Origin of the sequence: Massilia sp. LXY-6, from assembly GCF_051233485.1 — a bacterium.
Taxonomy (GTDB): domain Bacteria; phylum Pseudomonadota; class Gammaproteobacteria; order Burkholderiales; family Burkholderiaceae_D; genus Telluria.
Map to the genome: position 1 here is coordinate 90353 of NZ_JBKFGF010000003.1, position 17379 is coordinate 107731.

Here is a 17379-nt window from a genome sequence, read left to right on the forward strand (position 1 = left end):
CCGGTGGGCGTCAGGCGCCGGCAGCCTGCGCGGCATCCGCGGCCGGCTTGGCCTTCGGGTGCTTCGGCAGCTGCACCAGGCGCGTGCCGGCCAGGCGGTCGTGCAGGAACTGGCGGTCTTTGTCGAGGAAGGCGGACAAGGCCCAGGCGAGCACGCCGACGGCGTAGACGGCCGCGATTTCTGCCTTGCCGTGCAGGTCGAACAGCGTACGCACGGCAAAGGCGGGCACGAACCAGCCCCAGGCGAAGAGATAGCGCAGGGCCGCCGTATGGACGGGCACGCGGGCATGCTCGCCGGCGACCAGGCACAGGCGCCAGGTCTTCATCGCCAGCGTGTGACCGCTGTTGGTCCAGTTGTAGACGAAGTAAGCGCCGATCACCAGGAACAGCGCGGCCATCAGGCCGTAATGGTAGAGGGGACCCTGGCGGTTCTGTGTCGCCAGGATGAATAGCGCCGTCGTCAGGGCACCGACGGCGATCAGCAGGAAGCCTTCGTAGAGCATCGCCAGGATGCGGCGCCGGACTGTCGGGATGCGGGTCGGGATGCGGCTGGCGGTATCGCTCATGGGCAGGCTCTGGAACTCAGGCGTTGTTCGGACTGATACCCCAGTTGGCCGGCACCGGCTTTTCCTGCTGGGGCGGATTGGGCGGCTGGGCCGGTTGGGCGGGCTGCGGCGCCGGTACGGCTGGCGCGGGCTGCTGGGGCGTCGCCGGCACGGTCACGCAGGCCGGCGTGGCGGAGACACTGTTCTTCACGGTGCCGGTGGGACAGGAGGTCGCGCCCTGGCCGAGCGGCGCCACGACCTTGCCGCTGGCCTGGCTCGGCACCACCGAGGTTTTCTTGCGGCCGGCGGCGGACGCGGCCAGTTTCTTCTTCTGTTCTTCGGGCAGCTGCTGGTAGTTCTCCCAGCTCGCGGTTTTCTGGTCGGGCGCGATCTTGCGCACGCGCGCATAGGTTTCGCGCGCCAGCTCGCGCTGCGCCGGGCTGAGCTTGGCCCATTCGCGCATGCGTTCGTGCACGCGCTGCTGTTCTTCCGGCTTCATGCCGGCAAAGCGGTTTGCCAGCTGCAGCCATTTCTGCTTGCGCACGCCGTCCATCTGGTCCCATTCGGCCTGCAGCGGCTGCAGCGCCACCTGCTGGGCCGGAGTGAGCGAGCGCCACAGCGGCTTGTCACCGCCCTTGTGCGCGGACGCCGCGCCGGGCTTGCCGGGATGGGTAACACCGTCGGCGCCGCCTGCCGTGCTGGAAACGGGCGCAGCGCTGCTTGTGCCAGGCAGGCCCAGATGCTCGTGCTGCTGGCTGAACAGAAGCACGATGCCGGCGAACGCGGCGGCGGCGCCGGCGGCAGCGACTTTACCCTTGGTTGCCGTCATCAAGCTGGGCCTTACTGAGTACGTTGCGGCACTTGCTGCTGTTGTTGGGCCAGATAGGCGTTGAAGCCGTGGTCGGTGTAGGCGGTCAGCGGCAGGTCGTCGGACAGCACGGCGGCGTCCAGGTCGGCCAGCTCGGCTACGCGCTGCTCGCGCTGGACCTGGTAGACGCCGGCCAGGCCGATGACCATCGCCAGCAGCGGAGCGGCGACGGCGACGCGCGCCACCCATTGCCTCGAGAACAGGGAGCCGAGATCGAACAGCGGGCGCTTTTCCTGCCTGGTTGCCGGTGCGTCGGCCTTCTTGCGCGACAGGGCAAGCGCGCGCGCGGCCGCCAGCCGATCGGTGGTCGAGGCCGGCAGGCTGTCGAGGTTCTCGTTCAGGGCATGGCGGATCTTGTACGCCAGGTTGATGTCGTCAGTGTTCATAGTTTAATTCCCTTGGCCTCCAGGGCTTTTTGCAGGGTATGCGTAGCGCGAGAGCAATGCGTTTTTACACTACCCTCGGAGCATCCCATCGCTTGGGCCGTTTCGGCCACGTCCATGTCCTGCCAGTAACGCATGAGGAAGGCTTCCCGTTGACGCGCCGGGAGTTTTTGTACTTCCTCGTCGATCAGGCGCAAGGTTTCGGCGCGTTCGACCTGATCTGCGCTCGACTCGGCGGCGGCAGATCCTTCCTCGGCCTCGTAAGAGGCGAGTATATCAAAGTCCTCGTCGTCTTCATCCCGCCGCCCTAAGCCGCCGAACAGGCTGATCCAGGTGTTGCGAACCTTCTCGCGCCGGAAGTAATCGAGGATGGTGTTCTGAAGGATGCGCTGGAACAGCATCGGCAGTTCGGCCAGGGGCTTGTCGCCGTATTTCTCGGCCAGCTTGATCATGGCGTCCTGGACGATGTCCAGCGCTGACTCGTCCTTGCGGACCGCGTACACGGCCTGTTTGAAGGCGCGCCGCTCGACACTCTCGAGGAAGTCGTTTAGTTCTTTGTCAGTGGCCATGCGATGAAGGGTCGGAAAACCTTCGAATCCTAGCAAAAATTACGGATGAGCGCACTGTAAACGGGCGCTGGCGGGGCGGGAGGGGCTTAAAATGTGCCGATTGCCATGGCGAAAGGACGAAGATGCTGCGCATTTTAGGAAAAGCAAGCTCGATCAATGTTCGCAAGGTCTTGTGGACCTGTGCCGAACTCGGCGTCCCTTTCAGCCGCGAGGACTGGAAACCGGACTTCCTGGCACTGAACCCGAACGCGATGGTGCCGGTGCTGGTCGACGGCGACTTCGTCTTATGGGAATCGAACACGATCTGCCGCTACCTGGCGGCGCGTCACGGCGAGGATAGCCTATTGCTGCCGCGCGAGCCGGCCGCGCGGGCGCGTGTGGAGCAGTGGATGGACTGGCAGGCGACCGAGCTGAACAACTCCTGGCGCTACGCCTTCATGGCCCTGGTCCGCAACAGCCCGGCGCACGGCGACCCGGGCCAGGTGGCGGGCAGCATCGCGCAGTGGAACCGGCACATGGGCATCCTCGAGGGGCAGCTCGCGAAAACCGGCGCCTGGGCCGCCGGAGCGGCGTTCTCGCTGGCCGATATCGTGCTGGGGCTGTCGGTGAACCGCTGGCTGGCGACGCCGATGGAGCGGCCGGACTATCCGGCCATCGAGGCGTATGTGGAACGCCTGCTGCTGCGTCCGGGATGCCGCGAATTCGGCATGAATGGCACCGCCTGAGCTATTTTTGCGCCGCAGCGGACCTTTCCCGGCGTGATGGAATTGCGCGATCCCGGCAATATTCGGCGATTTCCGAGCCCGGGGACCGACAATAATTTCGCGCACATCGCCTTGCACCAAAAAGTTATTTCTATATTGGTACTTGACCAGAATGGTGCAACGCAGTAAGGTATCTCACGCTTTGCAACCCCGAAGCCCAATGTCAAGCAGGATCGGCACACAAGGCCGCTCTCGCATGACGCGCTTTCACATGTAGGCAGTTTGCTCCAACCCGCGCCAAAAGCGCGAGAGACACGCATTCCGCACACAGAAACTCACGCCAAACGAGTTTGCGCCCAGCGCCGGTTCGCAAGCTATCTACGGGTAGCTGAAAGACCGCCGTGACCGCAGGAAGAAGGGAAGCCTGAGCACTGTTGCGTGACACGTATCTCGTCAGGAACGAGCATCCGATCAATCTCCCTATGGGTCTTGAAAGGAAATGTAATGAGTCATGACGCAGCAGTTCCCATCACGGGCGCTGAAATAGTTGTCCGTTGCCTGGCCGAGGAGGGCGTGAAACACGTCTTCGGTTATCCCGGCGGCGCGGTCCTCTATATCTACGACGCCATCTTCAAGCAGGACAAATTCCAGCACATCCTGGTACGCCACGAGCAGGCGGCCGTCCACGCGGCCGACGCCTATTCGCGCAGCTCGAACCAGGTCGGCGTGGCCCTCGTCACTTCCGGTCCGGGCGTGACGAATGCCGTCACCGGCCTGTCCACCGCCTACATGGATTCGATTCCGATGGTGGTGATCTCCGGCCAGGTGCCGACCCATGCGATCGGCCAGGATGCCTTCCAGGAATGCGACACGGTCGGCATCACCCGTCCGGTCGTCAAGCACAACTTCCTCGTCAAGGACGTGCGCGATCTCGCCGCGACGATGAAGAAAGCCTTCTATATCGCCCGCACCGGCCGTCCCGGCCCGGTCCTGGTCGATATTCCGAAGGACATCAGCATGCAGAAATGCCAGTACGAGTATCCGCAGGACATCGAGATGCGCTCGTACAAGCCGGTCGACAAGGGCCACGCGGGCCAGATCCGCAAGGCCGTGCAGTTGCTGCTGTCCGCCGAGCGCCCGATGATCTACACGGGCGGCGGCGTGATCCTGGCCAACGCATCGAACGAGCTGAACCGCCTGGTCGACAAGCTCGGCTTCCCGGTCACCAACACGCTGATGGGCCTGGGCGCCTACCGCGCGTCCAGCGGCCACTTCGTCGGCATGCCGGGCATGCACGGCACCTACGAGGCGAACATGGCGATGCAGCACTGCGACGTGCTGGTCGCGATCGGCGCCCGCTTCGACGACCGCGTGATCGGCAACCCGAAGCACTTCGCCAGCAACCCGCGCAAGATCATCCACATCGACATCGACCCCTCGTCGATCTCGAAGCGGGTGAAGGTCGACATCCCGATCGTCGGCAACGTCAAGGACGTGCTGGTGGAACTGCTGTCCCAGCTCGACGCGGCCGAACAGGCACCGGGCGCGGGCCGGCCGAACGAGCCGGCGCTGCAGAAATGGTGGCAGCAGATCGGCGAATGGCGCTCGCGCGACTGCCTGAAATATGCGCCGTCCGATGAAGTGATCAAGCCGCAATCGGTGGTCGAGAGTCTGTGGCAGGTGACCGGCGGCGACGCCTTCATCACCTCGGATGTCGGCCAGCACCAGATGTGGGCCGCGCAGTACTACCCGTTCAACCAGCCGCGCCGCTGGATCAATTCGGGCGGCCTGGGTACGATGGGCGTGGGCCTGCCGTACGCGATGGGCGTGCAGATGGCGAACCCCGGCGCGACGGTTGCCTGCGTCACGGGCGAGGGCTCGATCCAGATGAACATCCAGGAGCTGGCGACCTGCAAGCAGTACCACCTGACGCCGAAGATCATCCTCCTGAACAATCGCTTCCTGGGCATGGTGCGCCAGTGGCAGGAGCTCGACTATAACTCGCGCTATTCCGAGTCCTATATGGATTCGCTGCCCGATTTCGAGAAGCTGGCCGAGTCCTACGGGCACGTCGGCATGCGCATCGAAAAGCCCGGCGACGTCGAGGGAGCCCTGCGCGACGCCTTCGCGATGAAGGACAGGCTGGTGTTCATGAACTTCATCACCGACCGCAGCGAGAACGTCTGGCCGATGGTCAAGACGGGCAAGGGCTTGTCGGAGATGCTGCTGAGCTCGGAGGATCTGTAATGCGCCACATCATTTCCGTCCTGATAGAGAACGAAGCAGGCGCCCTGTCGCGCGTGGTCGGCCTGTTCTCCGCGCGCGCCTACAACATCGAGACCCTGACGGTGGCACCGACCGAGGACCCGACGCTGTCGCGCATGACCATCGTGACCAGCGGCTCGGACGACATCATCGAGCAGATCACGAAGCACCTGAACCGCCTGATCGAAGTAGTGAAGGTGGTCGACCTGACCGAAGGCCAGCACATCGAGCGCGAGCTCATGCTGATCAAGGTGAGGGCGGTCGGCAAGGAGCGCGAAGAGATGAAGCGCACCGCCGACATCTTCCGCGGCCGCGTCATCGACGTGACCGAGAAGACCTACACGATCGAGTTGACCGGCGCCAAATCCAAGCTCGACGCCTTCATCGACGCCATCGACCGCGCTTCCATCCTCGAGACCGTCCGCACGGGCGGCTCCGGCATCGGCCGGGGCGAACGCATTTTGAAAGTTTGAACACGTGACGCGTGGGCACGGGGTGCCCACCCTACGGTAGTGTGGGCGGCCTCCGCCCACGCACCACACACCAAATACACCAAAACACAGGACACAAAAATGAAAGTTTTCTACGATAAAGACTGCGACCTCTCCCTCATCAAAGGCAAGAATGTCGCCATCATCGGCTACGGCTCGCAAGGCCATGCACACGCCCAGAACCTGAACGACTCCGGCGTCAACGTGACCGTCGGCCTGCGCCGCGGCGGCGCGTCGTGGGGCAAGGTCGAGCAGGCCGGCCTGAAGGTCGCCGAAGTCGACGAGGCGGTCAAGGCCGCCGACGTCATCATGATCCTGCTGCCGGACGAGAACATCGCCCAGGTCTACAAGGAAAACATCGAGCCGAACGCCAAGCAGGGCGCGGTGCTGGCCTTCGCGCACGGCTTCAACGTCCACTACGGCCAGGTCGTGCCGCGTGCCGACCTCGACGTCATCATGGTCGCACCGAAGGCCCCGGGCCACACCGTGCGCGGCACTTACGCCCAGGGCGGCGGCGTGCCGCACCTGGTCGCCGTGTACCAGGACAAGTCCGGCGCGGCGCGCGACATCGCGCTGTCGTATGCGATGGCCAACGGCGGCGGCCGTGCCGGCATCATCGAAACCAACTTCCGCGAAGAGACCGAGACCGACCTGTTCGGCGAGCAGGCCGTGCTGTGCGGCGGCGCCGTCGAGCTGATCAAGGCTGGTTTCGAGACCCTGACCGAAGCCGGCTACGCGCCGGAAATGGCCTACTTCGAGTGCCTGCACGAGCTGAAGCTGATCGTCGACCTGATCTACGAAGGCGGCATCGCCAACATGAACTACTCGATCTCGAACAACGCCGAATACGGCGAGTACGTGACCGGCCCGCGCATCGTGACCGAAGACACCAAGAACGCCATGCGCCAGTGCCTGAAGGACATCCAGACCGGCGAGTACGCCAAATCCTTCATCCTCGAGAACAAGGCCGGCGCCCCGACCCTGATCTCGCGCCGCCGCCTGAATGCCGAACACCAGATCGAACAGGTGGGCAGCAAGCTGCGCGCGATGATGCCGTGGATCGCGAAGAACAAGCTGGTCGACCAGTCGAAGAACTAAGCTGAACCGACGGGAAGTTGCACTCGTTTGCAACCGAGTGCAACTTTCCATTACATACATCCCCCGTCCCGCCAAAACACGCTATCGTTCTCCCTGTAACCCAACAGGAGAACCATCATGCGTCCCTCGCACCTCATCCTCGCCGCCAGCTTCGGCCTGGCGCTTGCCCCGGCGCTGAACGCCCAGGCGCAGAACGCATCCGGCGTGGCCACCACCAGCGGCACCCTGGTCATCGTCCCCGCCTTCGGCGAAGTCAAGCATGCCAACGACGAAGCCACGGTCACCTTCTCGGTCGAGGAGCAGGACAAGGACCGCACCGCCGCCACCGCCCGCGTGAACCAGAAGATGAAGCAGGGCACCGAGATCGTGCGCCGCGAAGATCCGCAGGCCGAGCTGAAGACCGTCAATTACTACAGCTACCCGGTGTATCCGGAAGTGCCGGACAACCCGCGCCCGCTGGCCGGCCAGGCCGCGCGCCGCATCCCGATCGGCTGGCGCGTCGGCCAGTACCTCGAACTCAAGACTCGCAAGCTCGACAGCCTGCCGAAGACGGCCGCCGCGGCCCAGCAGGTGCTGGGGATCAGCAACATCGACTATCACCTCAGCCCCGAGCTGACCAGGAAGCTGGACGATGAGCGTATCGCCGCCACCTACCGCAACCTGAACGAGCGCATCGCCTCGATCGCGCGTGCGATGGGGCGCAACGTCAACGACGCCGTGATCGACACCGTCGACTTCGAAGGCTCGGGCCATTACGCGAACCAGGGCGTGCCGGAGGCGATGATGGTGCAGGTCAGCGGGGCGCGCAGGAAGATGGCGGACGAGATGCCCGAGCCGAGCTTCGAGCCGGGCGAAACCCGCTTGCAGATGCGCCTGGTGGGCAAAGTGAAATTCCGCTAACGGTATCGGTTCGCTAAAGCAGGGCGCGGCAATATAATGGCGTGGTCCGCGCCCGCGCGCGCGCTGTTACCGAATAACAATACTTATGCCAACATTCCCACGCCGCAGAAAGAACGGTGCTCCCAAGACGTCCCGCTTTGGCCGGTTCAGCCGCTTCAGCCGCGCCGTAGGCAAAACCCGCAAGATCGATGCCGTCGCGCGCCCGCGCCGCGGCATCTACCTGCTGCCCAACGCCTTCACCACCGCCGCCCTGTTCGGCGGCTTCTACGCAATCGTGATGGCGATGAACCAGCGCTTCGACCATGCTTGCTGGGCCGTGTTCATCGCCATGGTTCTCGACGGCCTGGACGGCCGCGTGGCGCGCCTGACGAACACCCAGTCGGAGTTCGGCGCCCAGTACGACTCGCTGTCCGACATGGTGTCCTTCGGCGCCGCGCCGGCCCTGGTGATCTACGAGTGGTCGCTGCGCGGCCTGGGCAAGCTGGGCTGGATCGCCGCCTTCGTCTACTGCGCCGGCGCCGCGCTGCGCCTGGCGCGCTTCAACACCAATATCGAAGTGGTCGACAAGCGCTTCTTCCAGGGCCTGCCCAGCCCGGCCGCGGCGGCCCTGGTGGTCGGCTTCGTGATGATGATGACCGACCCCGACATCAACGTCAGCGCGCGCAAGGTCGACTGGATCTCGTGGGGCCTGGCCCTGTTCGCCGGCCTGACCATGGTCACCAACGTGCCGTTCTACAGCTTCAAGGACGTCAACTTCCGCAAGTCGGTGCCCTTCATCGTGGTGTTCCTGATCGCGCTGTTCTTTGCCTTGCTGGCGATCGACCCGCCGAAGGTGCTGTGGCCGCTGTTCGTGGTGTACGGCCTGTCCGGCTACGCCGTGTACTTCTGGCGCCTGGCCAAGGGCAAGCCGGTCAGCATCGTGCAGACCGAGGAAGAGCCGCTCGATCCGAGCGAGCGGCGCTGAGCCGTGCGCCAAGTGGTATGCTCAAGCCATGACTACCGATTCCGACATTGAATTGTCCGGCCCGTTCCAGGCCAAGGACAGCAACGGCCGTACCCTCGACGTAAAAGCGATCCGCATTTTCGACGAGGGTTACGGGATCATCGACGTGTACGTGGATTTCGCGGCCAAGCTCGACCCCGGCGCCTACAAGGATGCCGTGCTGGTGCGCCAGATCATCGATCGCCTGCGCGCGCTCGGGTACAAGGGGCCGGACTTCGGCCATAGCGACCCCGGCCTGCAGGAGAGCAAGCTCATCGTGCTCGAGGCGCCCGAGGAATTCGCCGCCTTCGCCAAGAGCCGCGGCTGGAAGAACCTGGCCGAGGAGTTCGACGAGTAAGCAATCAATCCTGCAGCGTGCGCCAGGCCTGCTGCCTGGCCGGCTCTTCGTGCTCGGGGCAGTTCGTGATCCGCAGCTTGCCGTGCTTTTCGATCATGTCGATGCTGGTGGCGGGCGAGCGCTCCGTGACGCAGTAGCTGCCGTTGCCGGTGATGACACGGCCGCGGCGCGCGCCGTCGCCGGTGTTGTTCACCAGTTCCTCCGTCTTCGGCGCCTGGTACCAGGCGTTCGGCGCCATCTCGGCGGCGTGTTCGATGCCCCTGCGCAGGCGCATCTGCGGGCTGTCCAGCGGGGCCGCGATATACGGGCGGTTCTCCTTGCGCAGCGCCTTGTCGATGCCGCCGATGTCGCGCCTGGCCCGTTCCAGGATCTGCCCGGCGTTCGGTTTCGCCGGGGCGGACTGGGAGGACGCGGCCGCAGCCGCAGCGGGGACGGACGCGGCAGAGTCCGCAGGCGCGGGCGTCGGCGCGCGCCTTGGTTCGGCCTGCGGCGTGGGCGGCAGCACGTGGATGCCGGCCGGGTGCCTCTGGGCAGGCTGCGCCGCCGCTTGCTTGCGTGGCGGAGCCGGCGCCCTGTCGCGCAGCACAGGCCGCGGCGCGGGCAGGGGAATCCACAGGATGCGGCTGCGTGCGCCGTCCTGCGCGGACATCGGCGCCGGCAGCGTGCGCACCGCCTGCCAGCCGATCCCCAGCGCCACATGCAGGAGGGCGGTCAGCAGCAGGCCCGGGCGGCGGTCGGTGTCGGGCTGGCGGTAGGCAATGTTCATGTGGAAATAGTATAGGCGCCTGTCGACGCCGCTTTCTCACACATCCTCACCGCCTGCTTAGAGGGTGTAGACAAAATCGGCGACGTAACCGTGGCATGCTATGGGGATGTGGAAGGAGCATGCCATGGCGACGAAACATCCACTCGACGGCTCTGAGCCACCAGTCAACATTGGCGGCAGGCCGCAAGCATTGAAGCCTGAGCATATCGCAGTCTTGCACGAGATCGTGAAGGAGCGCGCGCAGGCCAGTTTGCAAGAGATTGCCGACGAGTTGTATCACCGCTGCGGTGTGTGCGTGTGTGACGCCACCATCCGACGTACCTTGCGTGCGCAAGGCATCGTACGGCTCAAGCCGAAACGCAGAACGTCGATAACAGCGTCCAAAGCGCCCAAGCGCGCTATGGCTACACGGCAGCGCATCGGCGCGAAAATGTTCCCACCTACAGTACCAATCTGACTGACGCCGAATGGAATTTGGTCGCTGACATGTTCGAGCGTGCGCCGGGTCAGCGAGGCATGCCAGTGCGCTACAGCCGCCGCGAGCTGGTCAACGCATGCTCCTATGTATTACGTACGGGCTGCGCCTGGCGCCTACTGCCCACGACGTTCCCGCCTTGGCAAGCAGTGTATAAAGCCTTCGCGCGCTGGGTTGCCGCAGGCGTGTTCGAGCAGATGCAAGGCCGGTTGCGCGAGCAATGGCGTTCACGCACGGGACGCCCGAATGAGCCGACAGCCGCCGTCATTGACGCGCAGTCCAGCCGTAGCTCGCTGCAGGGCGGCGAGAGCGGATTCGATGCAGCCAAGAAGGTCAAAGGTCGAAAGCGTAACCTCGTCGTCGATACGATGGGTGTGGTGATTGCCCTGACCGTGACCGCCGCGAGCGTGCAAGATCGAGATGCCGCCGCCGCTGTGGTCGCCCAAGCGTGTTCGAAGGCTCCTGGACTTGAAAAGCTTTACACCGACGGTGCGTACGGCGGTAAGTGCGCTCGCGACATCGAGCAGCTACACAACATCCGCGTCGAAGTCGTACGGCATCCAGGGAACGGGAGAACGGGAACCCTGCACGACCCCGACCAAACGGCCGTTCCGGCTGCAGCGATTAACGCAGGCTTCGTGGTCCTGCCAAAGCGCTGGGTGGTCGAGCGTACCCACGCGTGGACTGAACGCTGGCGCCGTACGGTCATGCATCACGACCGCAAACTGGATATCTCGGCCGCCTGGGTATGGCTGGCCGAGGCGCGTATGTTACTCAATAGACTTGCTTATCAAGTCTGATAGGTACATGATTGCGCAGCGCTCGCCTCGAAGCGTGCGATTGAATTCACATGGCGTGCGAACAGGGTAAATTGGCTGGCCACTCGATCAGCGTCGCGTGGCCACGATTGCGCAGTCAGCGCCGAGCTACATCGGCAGGACGATCACCTCGCCGACGCCGGGATGATCATGGTGCCCTTTGAACTCCTGTTCGAATTGTGTTTGCCCGAGTTCGCCTGTGCAGTGCCCCGCCGTTATTCGTTCGGCCTTCCACTTGTTCTTCAGGTTGGCCACGGTTTGCGTGACCTCCTGGTCGCTCTTGTCGATAAGATGCAGTCCGCCTACGACGGTGTATATCCGCGTATCGATCTTGGCCGCCTCGGCTAGGATTGTTTCGATTCCCGGATGGGAGCATCCAACGACGACGATCAAACCCCGGGGCGTTTTGATCGCCATGGACAACTCGTTCAATTCAAGTGTCCCCTTATTTTGGGAGACCGTCTTGAACAGGAAAATACCGGGCGCAGCCTCTATCGGTTTGTTGACAAGGGTAATCTTGGCCCCAGGCCAAGGTGAATCAATTTGGTAAGCCTCGGGACGCTGGCCCGCAAAATAATGCAGGTCATCAGGAATACCCTCTACCTTATGTAGGATGGTTTTCCCTGTAGGAGTTTCTGGGTTGACTGTCGGCGTTCCAAACGAGCCTTGCTCCGATGGTGCGAAAATTTTCACGTCAGGGTTTTGCTCCAACACATACGGCATGCCTGAGGTATGGTCGCCGTGGCGGTGAGAAAGCACGACGAAATCTATGGATTTCAGATCGATATGGAGTGCGCGAGCGTTATCCGCAAACGATTTGTATCGACCTCCCGTATCGAACAGGATACGCTTTCCGCCATACTCAACCAGGGCTGAATACCCCCAGCCCCGCTGCAGGCTCGACGGTTTGCCGAAAGCGTCATAAATAATCGTGACACGGGCGGGCTTATCTTCGGCGAGAGCCGGGCCTGACACGCACATAGTGAATAAGATTGCGCTTAGCAATATACGGACAAATTTCATGTTACCCCCTTACATGCTCGGTAGACGCTATTCGATCAAGGCCCGTGCGTTCAGCGCCTGGCGTTGGTATCGCTGGCGCGGGCGACCTACTTTAAGTCGACTTCAGGGTACTGTAACGCCTTAGATAGTTGGTTGATCGGAGGAACGTAGTGGTTTCGCACGATGTTTGACGTATCTCAAAACGTTGTGGCATACGATGTGACTGCCTCTCTTGGCGCGTCCACACTGAATGCATCAGGCGCAACCATGGTCGCCATGCCTGTGAAGCGCTTTGTCTTCGACATAATACGAAGACTGGTCACCTCGGCTGCGTTGACTGGCCGAGGCGCATGCGGCTCAATGGCCTGTTTTATCAGGCTTGTTCTGCCTACACCTTGTAAAAGATGTGAGAGCAATCAAACCTACTAGGGGAGTTTATTGAGTAGCATACGCGCTTTGGCTAGCCATACGCAAGCGACCGAGATGAGCAATTTTGCACAGGTGTGCCTCGGCTGAGCTGGGTCGCGCTCGAACAGGGCAGCGATCAAATCCCATCGGCGCAGTTAAATGCGTACTGTACGAAGGCACGTTTTCGCGCCGCTGCGCGGCGATATAGCCGAAGCATTTGGCTCCTCTGGGCGCAGTTGCATACACCCGTCGTGTGGCTTGATCCGTACGATGCCTTGTGCACGCAGAGCACGACGGATGGTGGCTTCACGCACGCGTACTCCGCAGCGGCGGGACAACTCTCCAGCAATCTGTTGCAAACTGGCCTGCGCGAGCTCTCACGATATCGGGCAAGGCTGCGAGATGCTCAGGCTTTAATGCTGGCAGCCTGCCGCCGAGATTGGCCAACGGCTGAGAATCCGGTAGATGTTTCGGGCCGTAGCATCCTTCCGCAATACCAAGACAGCATGCCACAGTTACGTTATTGATTTCGTCTACACCCTGTTAGTAATGGCTTAAAAACGACTGGCTTAAAAACGCCGGAAGCGGTCGTCGTAGCGCGGGTCCGGTCCGTTCAGCATCTGGCGCACGACGCCCTGCTGGTCGAAGTGCACGTGCATCATCGAATTCCACACGCCGGATTCCTTGTAGCGGTAGGACCAGACCTCGTAGTTGTGGAAGGCCACGGCCGAGATTTCGGCCGGGCGGCCGAAGTTGCGCAGGATGTCGTCCTTGGTCCATTGGCCGATCTTCACCTTGGCGAAATTCTCGCTGGTCAGGACCTGGTCGTAGGACACCAATCGGCCATCCGGGCCGATCCGCGCCATGTACTGGAACTGGCCCATCGGCTGGCCGCCGTACTCCAGCACCTGGCCGCCGCCAGGTTCGGGATAGCTGGCGTTCGGCTGGCCCAGCGCGGCCGTGACCTCGGCCAGCGGCGCGCCCGCGGGCGGCGGCTGGCGAAACAGCGGGGCGCAGGCGGACACGGAAAGCGCGGCCAGCAGCGCCAGGGCCGCGCCCGCCGTTCTGTTGATCGGGTAAGTCATCATGGCCTCATACTCCCTTGAACCGCGTGTCGAGCACCGGGTCCGCGGTATTCTCCAGCCGGCGCACGACGCCGGGCTTGGTGAAGGTAATGTTCATCAGCGAGTCCCATACGCCTTTTTCCTTGTAGCGGTAGGACCAGACTTCGTCGCCGTCCACGCGCTCGCGCGAGACTTCGGCCGGGCGGCCGAAATGGCGCAGGACGTCGTCCTTGTTCCAGCGGCCGATCTCCACACGCGCAAAGTTTTCGCTGGTCAGCACCTGGTCGTAGGACAGCAAGCGCCCGTCCGGCCCGATGCGTGCCATGTGCTGGAACTGGCCCATCGGCTGGCCGCGGTATTCCAGCACCTGGCCGCCGTCCGGAGCCGGATACACGGCGTTCGGCTGGCCGAGCCTGGCCGTCACCTCGGCCAGCGGCGTGCCCACGGCGGGCGTCCTGCGCACCAGCGGGGCGCAGGCGGATAGCGCCAGCGCGAGCGCCAGGATGGCGGCCTTGCTTGTCGTCTTCTTGATCGTTCTGTTCATCGTGTCCGTCCTTGAAGCATGCCGAAGTGGCATTGGCCACCAGTGCATTGTAGCGAAGCTCAGGAAAAACTGGCCTCACTGGACGTTTTACCCTATACTTCCCGGTCTTGGCTTTCAAGGCCAGGCTTTTGATAACTCACGGTGCGCTGGGTTCCGACTCTTGCACCGCATGTGAAAGGTAATATCATGACCGTAGAAAACATCAACAAAGCCGCCATCATTGCGGACAACGCACGTGGCGACAAAGATACCGGTTCGCCGGAAGTTCAGGTTGCACTGCTGACCGCCCGCATCAATGAACTGAACGGCCACTTCAAGGAACACCAGAAGGATCACCACTCCCGCCGCGGCCTGATCATGATGGTCAACCGTCGTAAGAGCCTGCTGGCTTACCTGAAGGGCAAGGACCTGAACCGTTACCGCGACCTGATCGCCAAGCTGGGCCTGCGTAAGTAATCTACGCATTGAGCCAATCGGCTTGATCACGAAATGCCTGCGTCAGCCAGACTGTCGCAGGCATTTTTCGTTTCTTGTTTCTTTAGTCAGTCGGGGTCAGAGCCCACCCGTACGAACCGGGCTCTGACCCCGAATGATTGGGAATTGTGGTGAGGTGAACGACAGCGCCTGAAATTCTGTCGGCAAATAGAAAGGGATTACCCATGTTTAACAAAGTTACGAAAACCTTCCAGTACGGCGACCATACCGTGACCCTGGAGACCGGCGAAATCGCTCGCCAGGCCAGCGGCGCCGTCGTCGTGTCGGTCGAGGACACCGTCGTCCTGGCAACCGTGGTGGCCAGGAAGGACGCCAAGCCGGGCCAGGACTTCTTCCCGCTGACCGTCGACTACATCGAGAAGAGCTATGCCGCCGGCAAGATCCCGGGCGGCTTCTTCAAGCGCGAAGGCCGTCCGTCGGAGAAGGAGACCCTGACGTCGCGCCTGATCGACCGTCCGATCCGCCCGCTGTTCCCGGAAGGCTACCTGAACGAAGTCCAGGTCATCATCCACGTGCTGTCGGTCAATCCTGAAATCGATCCGGACATCCCTGCGATGATCGGTGCCTCGGCCGCCCTGTGCGTGGCCGGCATCCCGTTCAGCGGCCCGATCGGCGCCGCCCGCGTCGGCTACTCGAACGGCCAGTACATCCTGAACCCGAGCACCACCCAGCTGAAGACCTCGCAGATGGACCTGGTCGTCGCCGGTACCGAACACGCCGTGCTGATGGTCGAATCCGAAGCCCAGCAACTGTCCGAAGAAATCATGCTGGGCGCGGTCGTCTACGGCCACGAGCAGATGAAGGCCGTGATCGACGCGATCCACGCCCTGGTCGAAGAAGGCGGCAAGCCGGAAGTCGAGTGGAGCCCGGCACCGAAGAACGAAACCCTGATCGCCCAAGTCGCCCAGTTGGCCGAAGCCAAGGTGCGCGACGCCTACCAGACCCGCGAAAAATCGGCGCGCCAGCAGAAGCTGAAGTCGCTGTCGGGCGAGGTGATGGCCGGCCTGGCCGAGCAGGGTATCGAAGCGGATGCGGCCGAAGTCGGCAACATCCTGTTCGACATGGAAGCCAAGGTCGTGCGTTCGCAGATCCTGGACGGCGAGCCGCGCATCGACGGCCGCGACACCCGCACCGTGCGTCCGATCTCGATCCGCACCAGCGTCCTGCCGCGTACCCACGGCTCGGCCCTGTTCACCCGCGGCGAAACCCAGGCGCTGGTCATCGCCACCCTCGGCACCGGCCGCGACAGCCAGAAGATCGACGCGCTGATGGGCGAGTACACCGACGACTTCATGATGCACTACAACATGCCTCCGTTCGCCACCGGCGAAACCGGCCGTGTGGGCACCCCGAAGCGCCGCGAAATCGGCCACGGCCGCCTGGCCAAGCGCGCGCTGGTCGCCGCGCTGCCGGCACCGGAAGAGTTCAGCTACTCGGTGCGCCTGGTCTCGGAAATCACCGAATCGAACGGTTCGTCGTCGATGGCATCGGTCTGCGGCGGCTGCCTGGCACTGATGGACGCCGGCGTGCCGATGAAGGCGCACGTGGCCGGCATCGCCATGGGCCTGATCAAGGAAGGCGGCAAGTTCGCGGTCCTGACCGACATCCTGGGCGATGAAGACCACCTGGGCGACATGGACTTCAAGGTGGCCGGTACCGCCAACGGCATCACCGCGCTGCAGATGGACATCAAGATCCAGGGCATCACCAAGGAAATCATGCAGGTGGCACTGGCGCAGGCCAAGGAAGGCCGCCAGCACATCCTGGCCGAGATGCAGAAAGCCATGCCGACCGTGAAGACCGAACTGTCGGACTTCGCCCCGCGCCTGATCACCATCAAGATCAACCCGGAAAAGATCCGTGACGTGATCGGCAAGGGCGGCGCCGTGATCCGCGCGCTGACCGAAGAGACCGGCACCCAGATCGACATCACCGACGAAGGCATCGTGACCATCGCGTCGGTCGACGCCGCCGCCGGCCAGGAAGCCAAGCGCCGCATCGAAGAGCTGACCGCATCGGTCGAAGTGGGCAAGACCTACGACGGCACCGTGCTCAAGCTGCTGGACTTCGGCGCCATCGTGCAAGTGATGCCGGGCAAAGACGGCCTGCTGCACATCAGCCAGATCGCCAACGAGCGCGTCAACGCCGTGGCCGACTACCTGAAGGAAGGCCAGCAAGTGCGCGTGAAGGTCCTCGAGACCGACGAGCGCGGCCGCCTGAAGCTGTCGATGAAGGCTGCTGCCGCGGACGACGCGGCGGCGGGTGCGGCGCAGTAATCCTGTCTGCTCCTTGGCCGCTGCGGCGGCCAGTCGGACAAAAAACCGCCAGTGCGTGAGCCTGGCGGTTTTTTTACGTCCTCATTGTCGGTCAGTGCCGGGGCAGATCGGCAATGCCTTTTGACAGCGATGCCGCGCGCTCATTGTTGAGGTCGATCGTGCAGGCCAGCCGGCGCATGTGGAGCGCATTTGCAATAGCGCCCCCGCCCAGCGATGAGATGAATGCGCACTGCGTTTCGCGATAGCGTGCAAAAGCCTGGCGGGAGGCGGCGACAAGGCGCCACATTCATTCAGCGCGCTCTGCTGGTCCGTGGGTGCAGCCGCCGACACCAATGGCAGCAGGGTCGCCGCCAGGACAAGGATCATCCG

At 63.1% G+C, this 17379-nt stretch carries 18 protein-coding genes and 1 pseudogene; 10 read left to right on the plus strand and 9 right to left on the minus strand.

Annotation, left to right across the window (positions count from 1 at the left end):
• Positions 1-10: 10 nt before the first annotated feature.
• The 4 genes from ACI48D_RS02025 to ACI48D_RS02040 are packed head-to-tail and all read right to left on the minus strand — an operon-like array spanning position 11 to position 2364.
• Positions 11-565, minus strand: coding sequence for an RDD family protein (locus tag ACI48D_RS02025; protein WP_435569539.1), 555 nt, complete (start codon positions 563-565; stop codon positions 11-13).
• 16 nt (positions 566-581) lie between these two features.
• Entirely contained in the window at positions 582-1373 is a 792-nt protein-coding gene (locus tag ACI48D_RS02030) for a DUF3106 domain-containing protein (RefSeq protein ID WP_435569540.1), read from the minus strand.
• Positions 1374-1384: 11 nt separating this feature from the next.
• Entirely contained in the window at positions 1385-1798 is a 414-nt protein-coding gene (locus ACI48D_RS02035) for a DUF3619 family protein (protein ID WP_435569541.1), read from the minus strand.
• Positions 1795-2364, minus strand: a complete 570-nt coding sequence (locus ACI48D_RS02040) for an RNA polymerase sigma factor (RefSeq protein ID WP_435569542.1) — start codon at positions 2362-2364, stop codon at positions 1795-1797. The genes ACI48D_RS02035 and ACI48D_RS02040 overlap by 4 nt, the downstream gene beginning before the upstream one ends.
• 122 nt (positions 2365-2486) lie before the next feature.
• Between ACI48D_RS02040 and ACI48D_RS02045 the strand changes: the two genes are divergently transcribed.
• The 7 genes from ACI48D_RS02045 (at position 2487) to ACI48D_RS02075 (ending at position 9162) form a co-directional block, all read left to right on the plus strand.
• On the plus strand, positions 2487-3089 hold the full coding sequence (locus tag ACI48D_RS02045) for a glutathione S-transferase family protein (protein ID WP_435569543.1): 603 nt from the start codon (positions 2487-2489) through the stop codon (positions 3087-3089).
• A gap of 483 nt (positions 3090-3572) precedes the next feature.
• Positions 3573-5315, plus strand: coding sequence for an acetolactate synthase 3 catalytic subunit (locus ACI48D_RS02050; RefSeq protein ID WP_435569544.1), 1743 nt, complete (start codon positions 3573-3575; stop codon positions 5313-5315).
• Complete coding sequence (ilvN, locus tag ACI48D_RS02055; protein ID WP_435569545.1) at positions 5315-5806, plus strand: acetolactate synthase small subunit; 492 nt, start codon at positions 5315-5317, stop codon at positions 5804-5806. Before ACI48D_RS02050 ends, ilvN begins: the two co-directional genes overlap by 1 nt.
• Before the next feature lie 99 nt (positions 5807-5905).
• Positions 5906-6922, plus strand: coding sequence for a ketol-acid reductoisomerase (gene ilvC / locus ACI48D_RS02060; RefSeq protein WP_435569546.1), 1017 nt, complete (start codon positions 5906-5908; stop codon positions 6920-6922).
• Between the two features lie 117 nt (positions 6923-7039).
• Complete coding sequence (locus tag ACI48D_RS02065; RefSeq protein WP_435569547.1) at positions 7040-7822, plus strand: SIMPL domain-containing protein; 783 nt, start codon at positions 7040-7042, stop codon at positions 7820-7822.
• A gap of 85 nt (positions 7823-7907) precedes the next feature.
• A complete protein-coding gene (pssA, locus tag ACI48D_RS02070) occupies positions 7908-8786 on the plus strand; it encodes a CDP-diacylglycerol--serine O-phosphatidyltransferase (RefSeq protein WP_435569548.1) in 879 nt (292 codons plus the stop codon).
• Between the two features lie 28 nt (positions 8787-8814).
• Positions 8815-9162, plus strand: coding sequence for a hypothetical protein (locus ACI48D_RS02075; RefSeq protein WP_435569549.1), 348 nt, complete (start codon positions 8815-8817; stop codon positions 9160-9162).
• Positions 9163-9166: 4 nt separating this feature from the next.
• Here the strand turns inward: ACI48D_RS02075 and ACI48D_RS02080 are convergent, their stop codons facing one another.
• Positions 9167-9928 carry a hypothetical protein gene (locus ACI48D_RS02080; RefSeq protein WP_435569550.1) on the minus strand — a complete coding sequence of 254 codons (762 nt, stop codon included), beginning with the start codon at positions 9926-9928 and terminating at the stop codon, positions 9167-9169.
• Positions 9929-10052: 124 nt separating this feature from the next.
• Between ACI48D_RS02080 and ACI48D_RS02085 the strand changes: the two are divergent.
• Positions 10053-11203, plus strand: a pseudogene (locus ACI48D_RS02085) (IS5 family transposase).
• Positions 11204-11329: 126 nt separating this feature from the next.
• Here the strand turns inward: ACI48D_RS02085 and ACI48D_RS02090 are convergent.
• The 3 genes from ACI48D_RS02090 to ACI48D_RS02100 form a co-directional block, all read right to left on the minus strand.
• Positions 11330-12244, minus strand: coding sequence for an MBL fold metallo-hydrolase (locus ACI48D_RS02090; RefSeq protein WP_435569551.1), 915 nt, complete (start codon positions 12242-12244; stop codon positions 11330-11332).
• 956 nt (positions 12245-13200) lie between these two features.
• Entirely contained in the window at positions 13201-13719 is a 519-nt protein-coding gene (locus ACI48D_RS02095) for a hypothetical protein (protein ID WP_435569552.1), read from the minus strand.
• A gap of 4 nt (positions 13720-13723) precedes the next feature.
• Positions 13724-14239, minus strand: coding sequence for a hypothetical protein (locus tag ACI48D_RS02100; protein ID WP_435569553.1), 516 nt, complete (start codon positions 14237-14239; stop codon positions 13724-13726).
• A 186-nt stretch (positions 14240-14425) separates the two neighbouring features.
• Between ACI48D_RS02100 and rpsO the strand changes: the two genes are divergently transcribed.
• The gene (gene rpsO, locus ACI48D_RS02105) at positions 14426-14695 is read left to right on the plus strand and encodes a 30S ribosomal protein S15 (protein ID WP_435569554.1); all 270 of its coding nucleotides are present in this window, start codon (positions 14426-14428) and stop codon (positions 14693-14695) included.
• 203 nt (positions 14696-14898) lie between these two features.
• The gene (pnp, locus tag ACI48D_RS02110; RefSeq protein ID WP_435569555.1) at positions 14899-17010 is read left to right on the plus strand and encodes a polyribonucleotide nucleotidyltransferase; all 2112 of its coding nucleotides are present in this window, start codon (positions 14899-14901) and stop codon (positions 17008-17010) included.
• Positions 17011-17101: 91 nt separating this feature from the next.
• Here pnp and ACI48D_RS02115 read toward each other — a convergent pair whose 3' ends face one another.
• On the minus strand, positions 17102-17296 hold the full coding sequence (locus tag ACI48D_RS02115) for a hypothetical protein (protein ID WP_435569556.1): 195 nt from the start codon (positions 17294-17296) through the stop codon (positions 17102-17104).
• Positions 17297-17379 lie beyond the last annotated feature (83 nt).

Bases quoted from the DNA above. Each gene is read 5' to 3' on its own strand.
- ACI48D_RS02115 (WP_435569556.1), bottom strand. From the start codon at position 17,296: ATGTGGCGCCTTGTCGCCGCCTCCCGCCAGGCTTTTGCACGCTATCGC.
- pssA (WP_435569548.1), top strand. From the start codon at position 7,908: ATGCCAACATTCCCACGCCGCAGAAAGAACGGTGCTCCCAAGACGTCC.
- pnp (WP_435569555.1), top strand. From the start codon at position 14,899: ATGTTTAACAAAGTTACGAAAACCTTCCAGTACGGCGACCATACCGTG.
- ACI48D_RS02075 (WP_435569549.1), top strand. From the start codon at position 8,815: ATGACTACCGATTCCGACATTGAATTGTCCGGCCCGTTCCAGGCCAAG.
- ACI48D_RS02040 (WP_435569542.1), bottom strand. From the start codon at position 2,364: ATGGCCACTGACAAAGAACTAAACGACTTCCTCGAGAGTGTCGAGCGG.
- rpsO (WP_435569554.1), top strand. From the start codon at position 14,426: ATGACCGTAGAAAACATCAACAAAGCCGCCATCATTGCGGACAACGCA.
- ACI48D_RS02035 (WP_435569541.1), bottom strand. From the start codon at position 1,798: ATGAACACTGACGACATCAACCTGGCGTACAAGATCCGCCATGCCCTG.
- ACI48D_RS02045 (WP_435569543.1), top strand. From the start codon at position 2,487: ATGCTGCGCATTTTAGGAAAAGCAAGCTCGATCAATGTTCGCAAGGTC.
- ACI48D_RS02025 (WP_435569539.1), bottom strand. From the start codon at position 565: ATGAGCGATACCGCCAGCCGCATCCCGACCCGCATCCCGACAGTCCGG.
- ACI48D_RS02050 (WP_435569544.1), top strand. From the start codon at position 3,573: ATGAGTCATGACGCAGCAGTTCCCATCACGGGCGCTGAAATAGTTGTC.
- ACI48D_RS02090 (WP_435569551.1), bottom strand. From the start codon at position 12,244: ATGAAATTTGTCCGTATATTGCTAAGCGCAATCTTATTCACTATGTGC.
- ACI48D_RS02100 (WP_435569553.1), bottom strand. From the start codon at position 14,239: ATGAACAGAACGATCAAGAAGACGACAAGCAAGGCCGCCATCCTGGCG.
- ACI48D_RS02030 (WP_435569540.1), bottom strand. From the start codon at position 1,373: ATGACGGCAACCAAGGGTAAAGTCGCTGCCGCCGGCGCCGCCGCCGCG.
- ACI48D_RS02080 (WP_435569550.1), bottom strand. From the start codon at position 9,928: ATGAACATTGCCTACCGCCAGCCCGACACCGACCGCCGCCCGGGCCTG.
- ACI48D_RS02065 (WP_435569547.1), top strand. From the start codon at position 7,040: ATGCGTCCCTCGCACCTCATCCTCGCCGCCAGCTTCGGCCTGGCGCTT.
- ACI48D_RS02095 (WP_435569552.1), bottom strand. From the start codon at position 13,719: ATGATGACTTACCCGATCAACAGAACGGCGGGCGCGGCCCTGGCGCTG.
- ilvC (WP_435569546.1), top strand. From the start codon at position 5,906: ATGAAAGTTTTCTACGATAAAGACTGCGACCTCTCCCTCATCAAAGGC.
- ilvN (WP_435569545.1), top strand. From the start codon at position 5,315: ATGCGCCACATCATTTCCGTCCTGATAGAGAACGAAGCAGGCGCCCTG.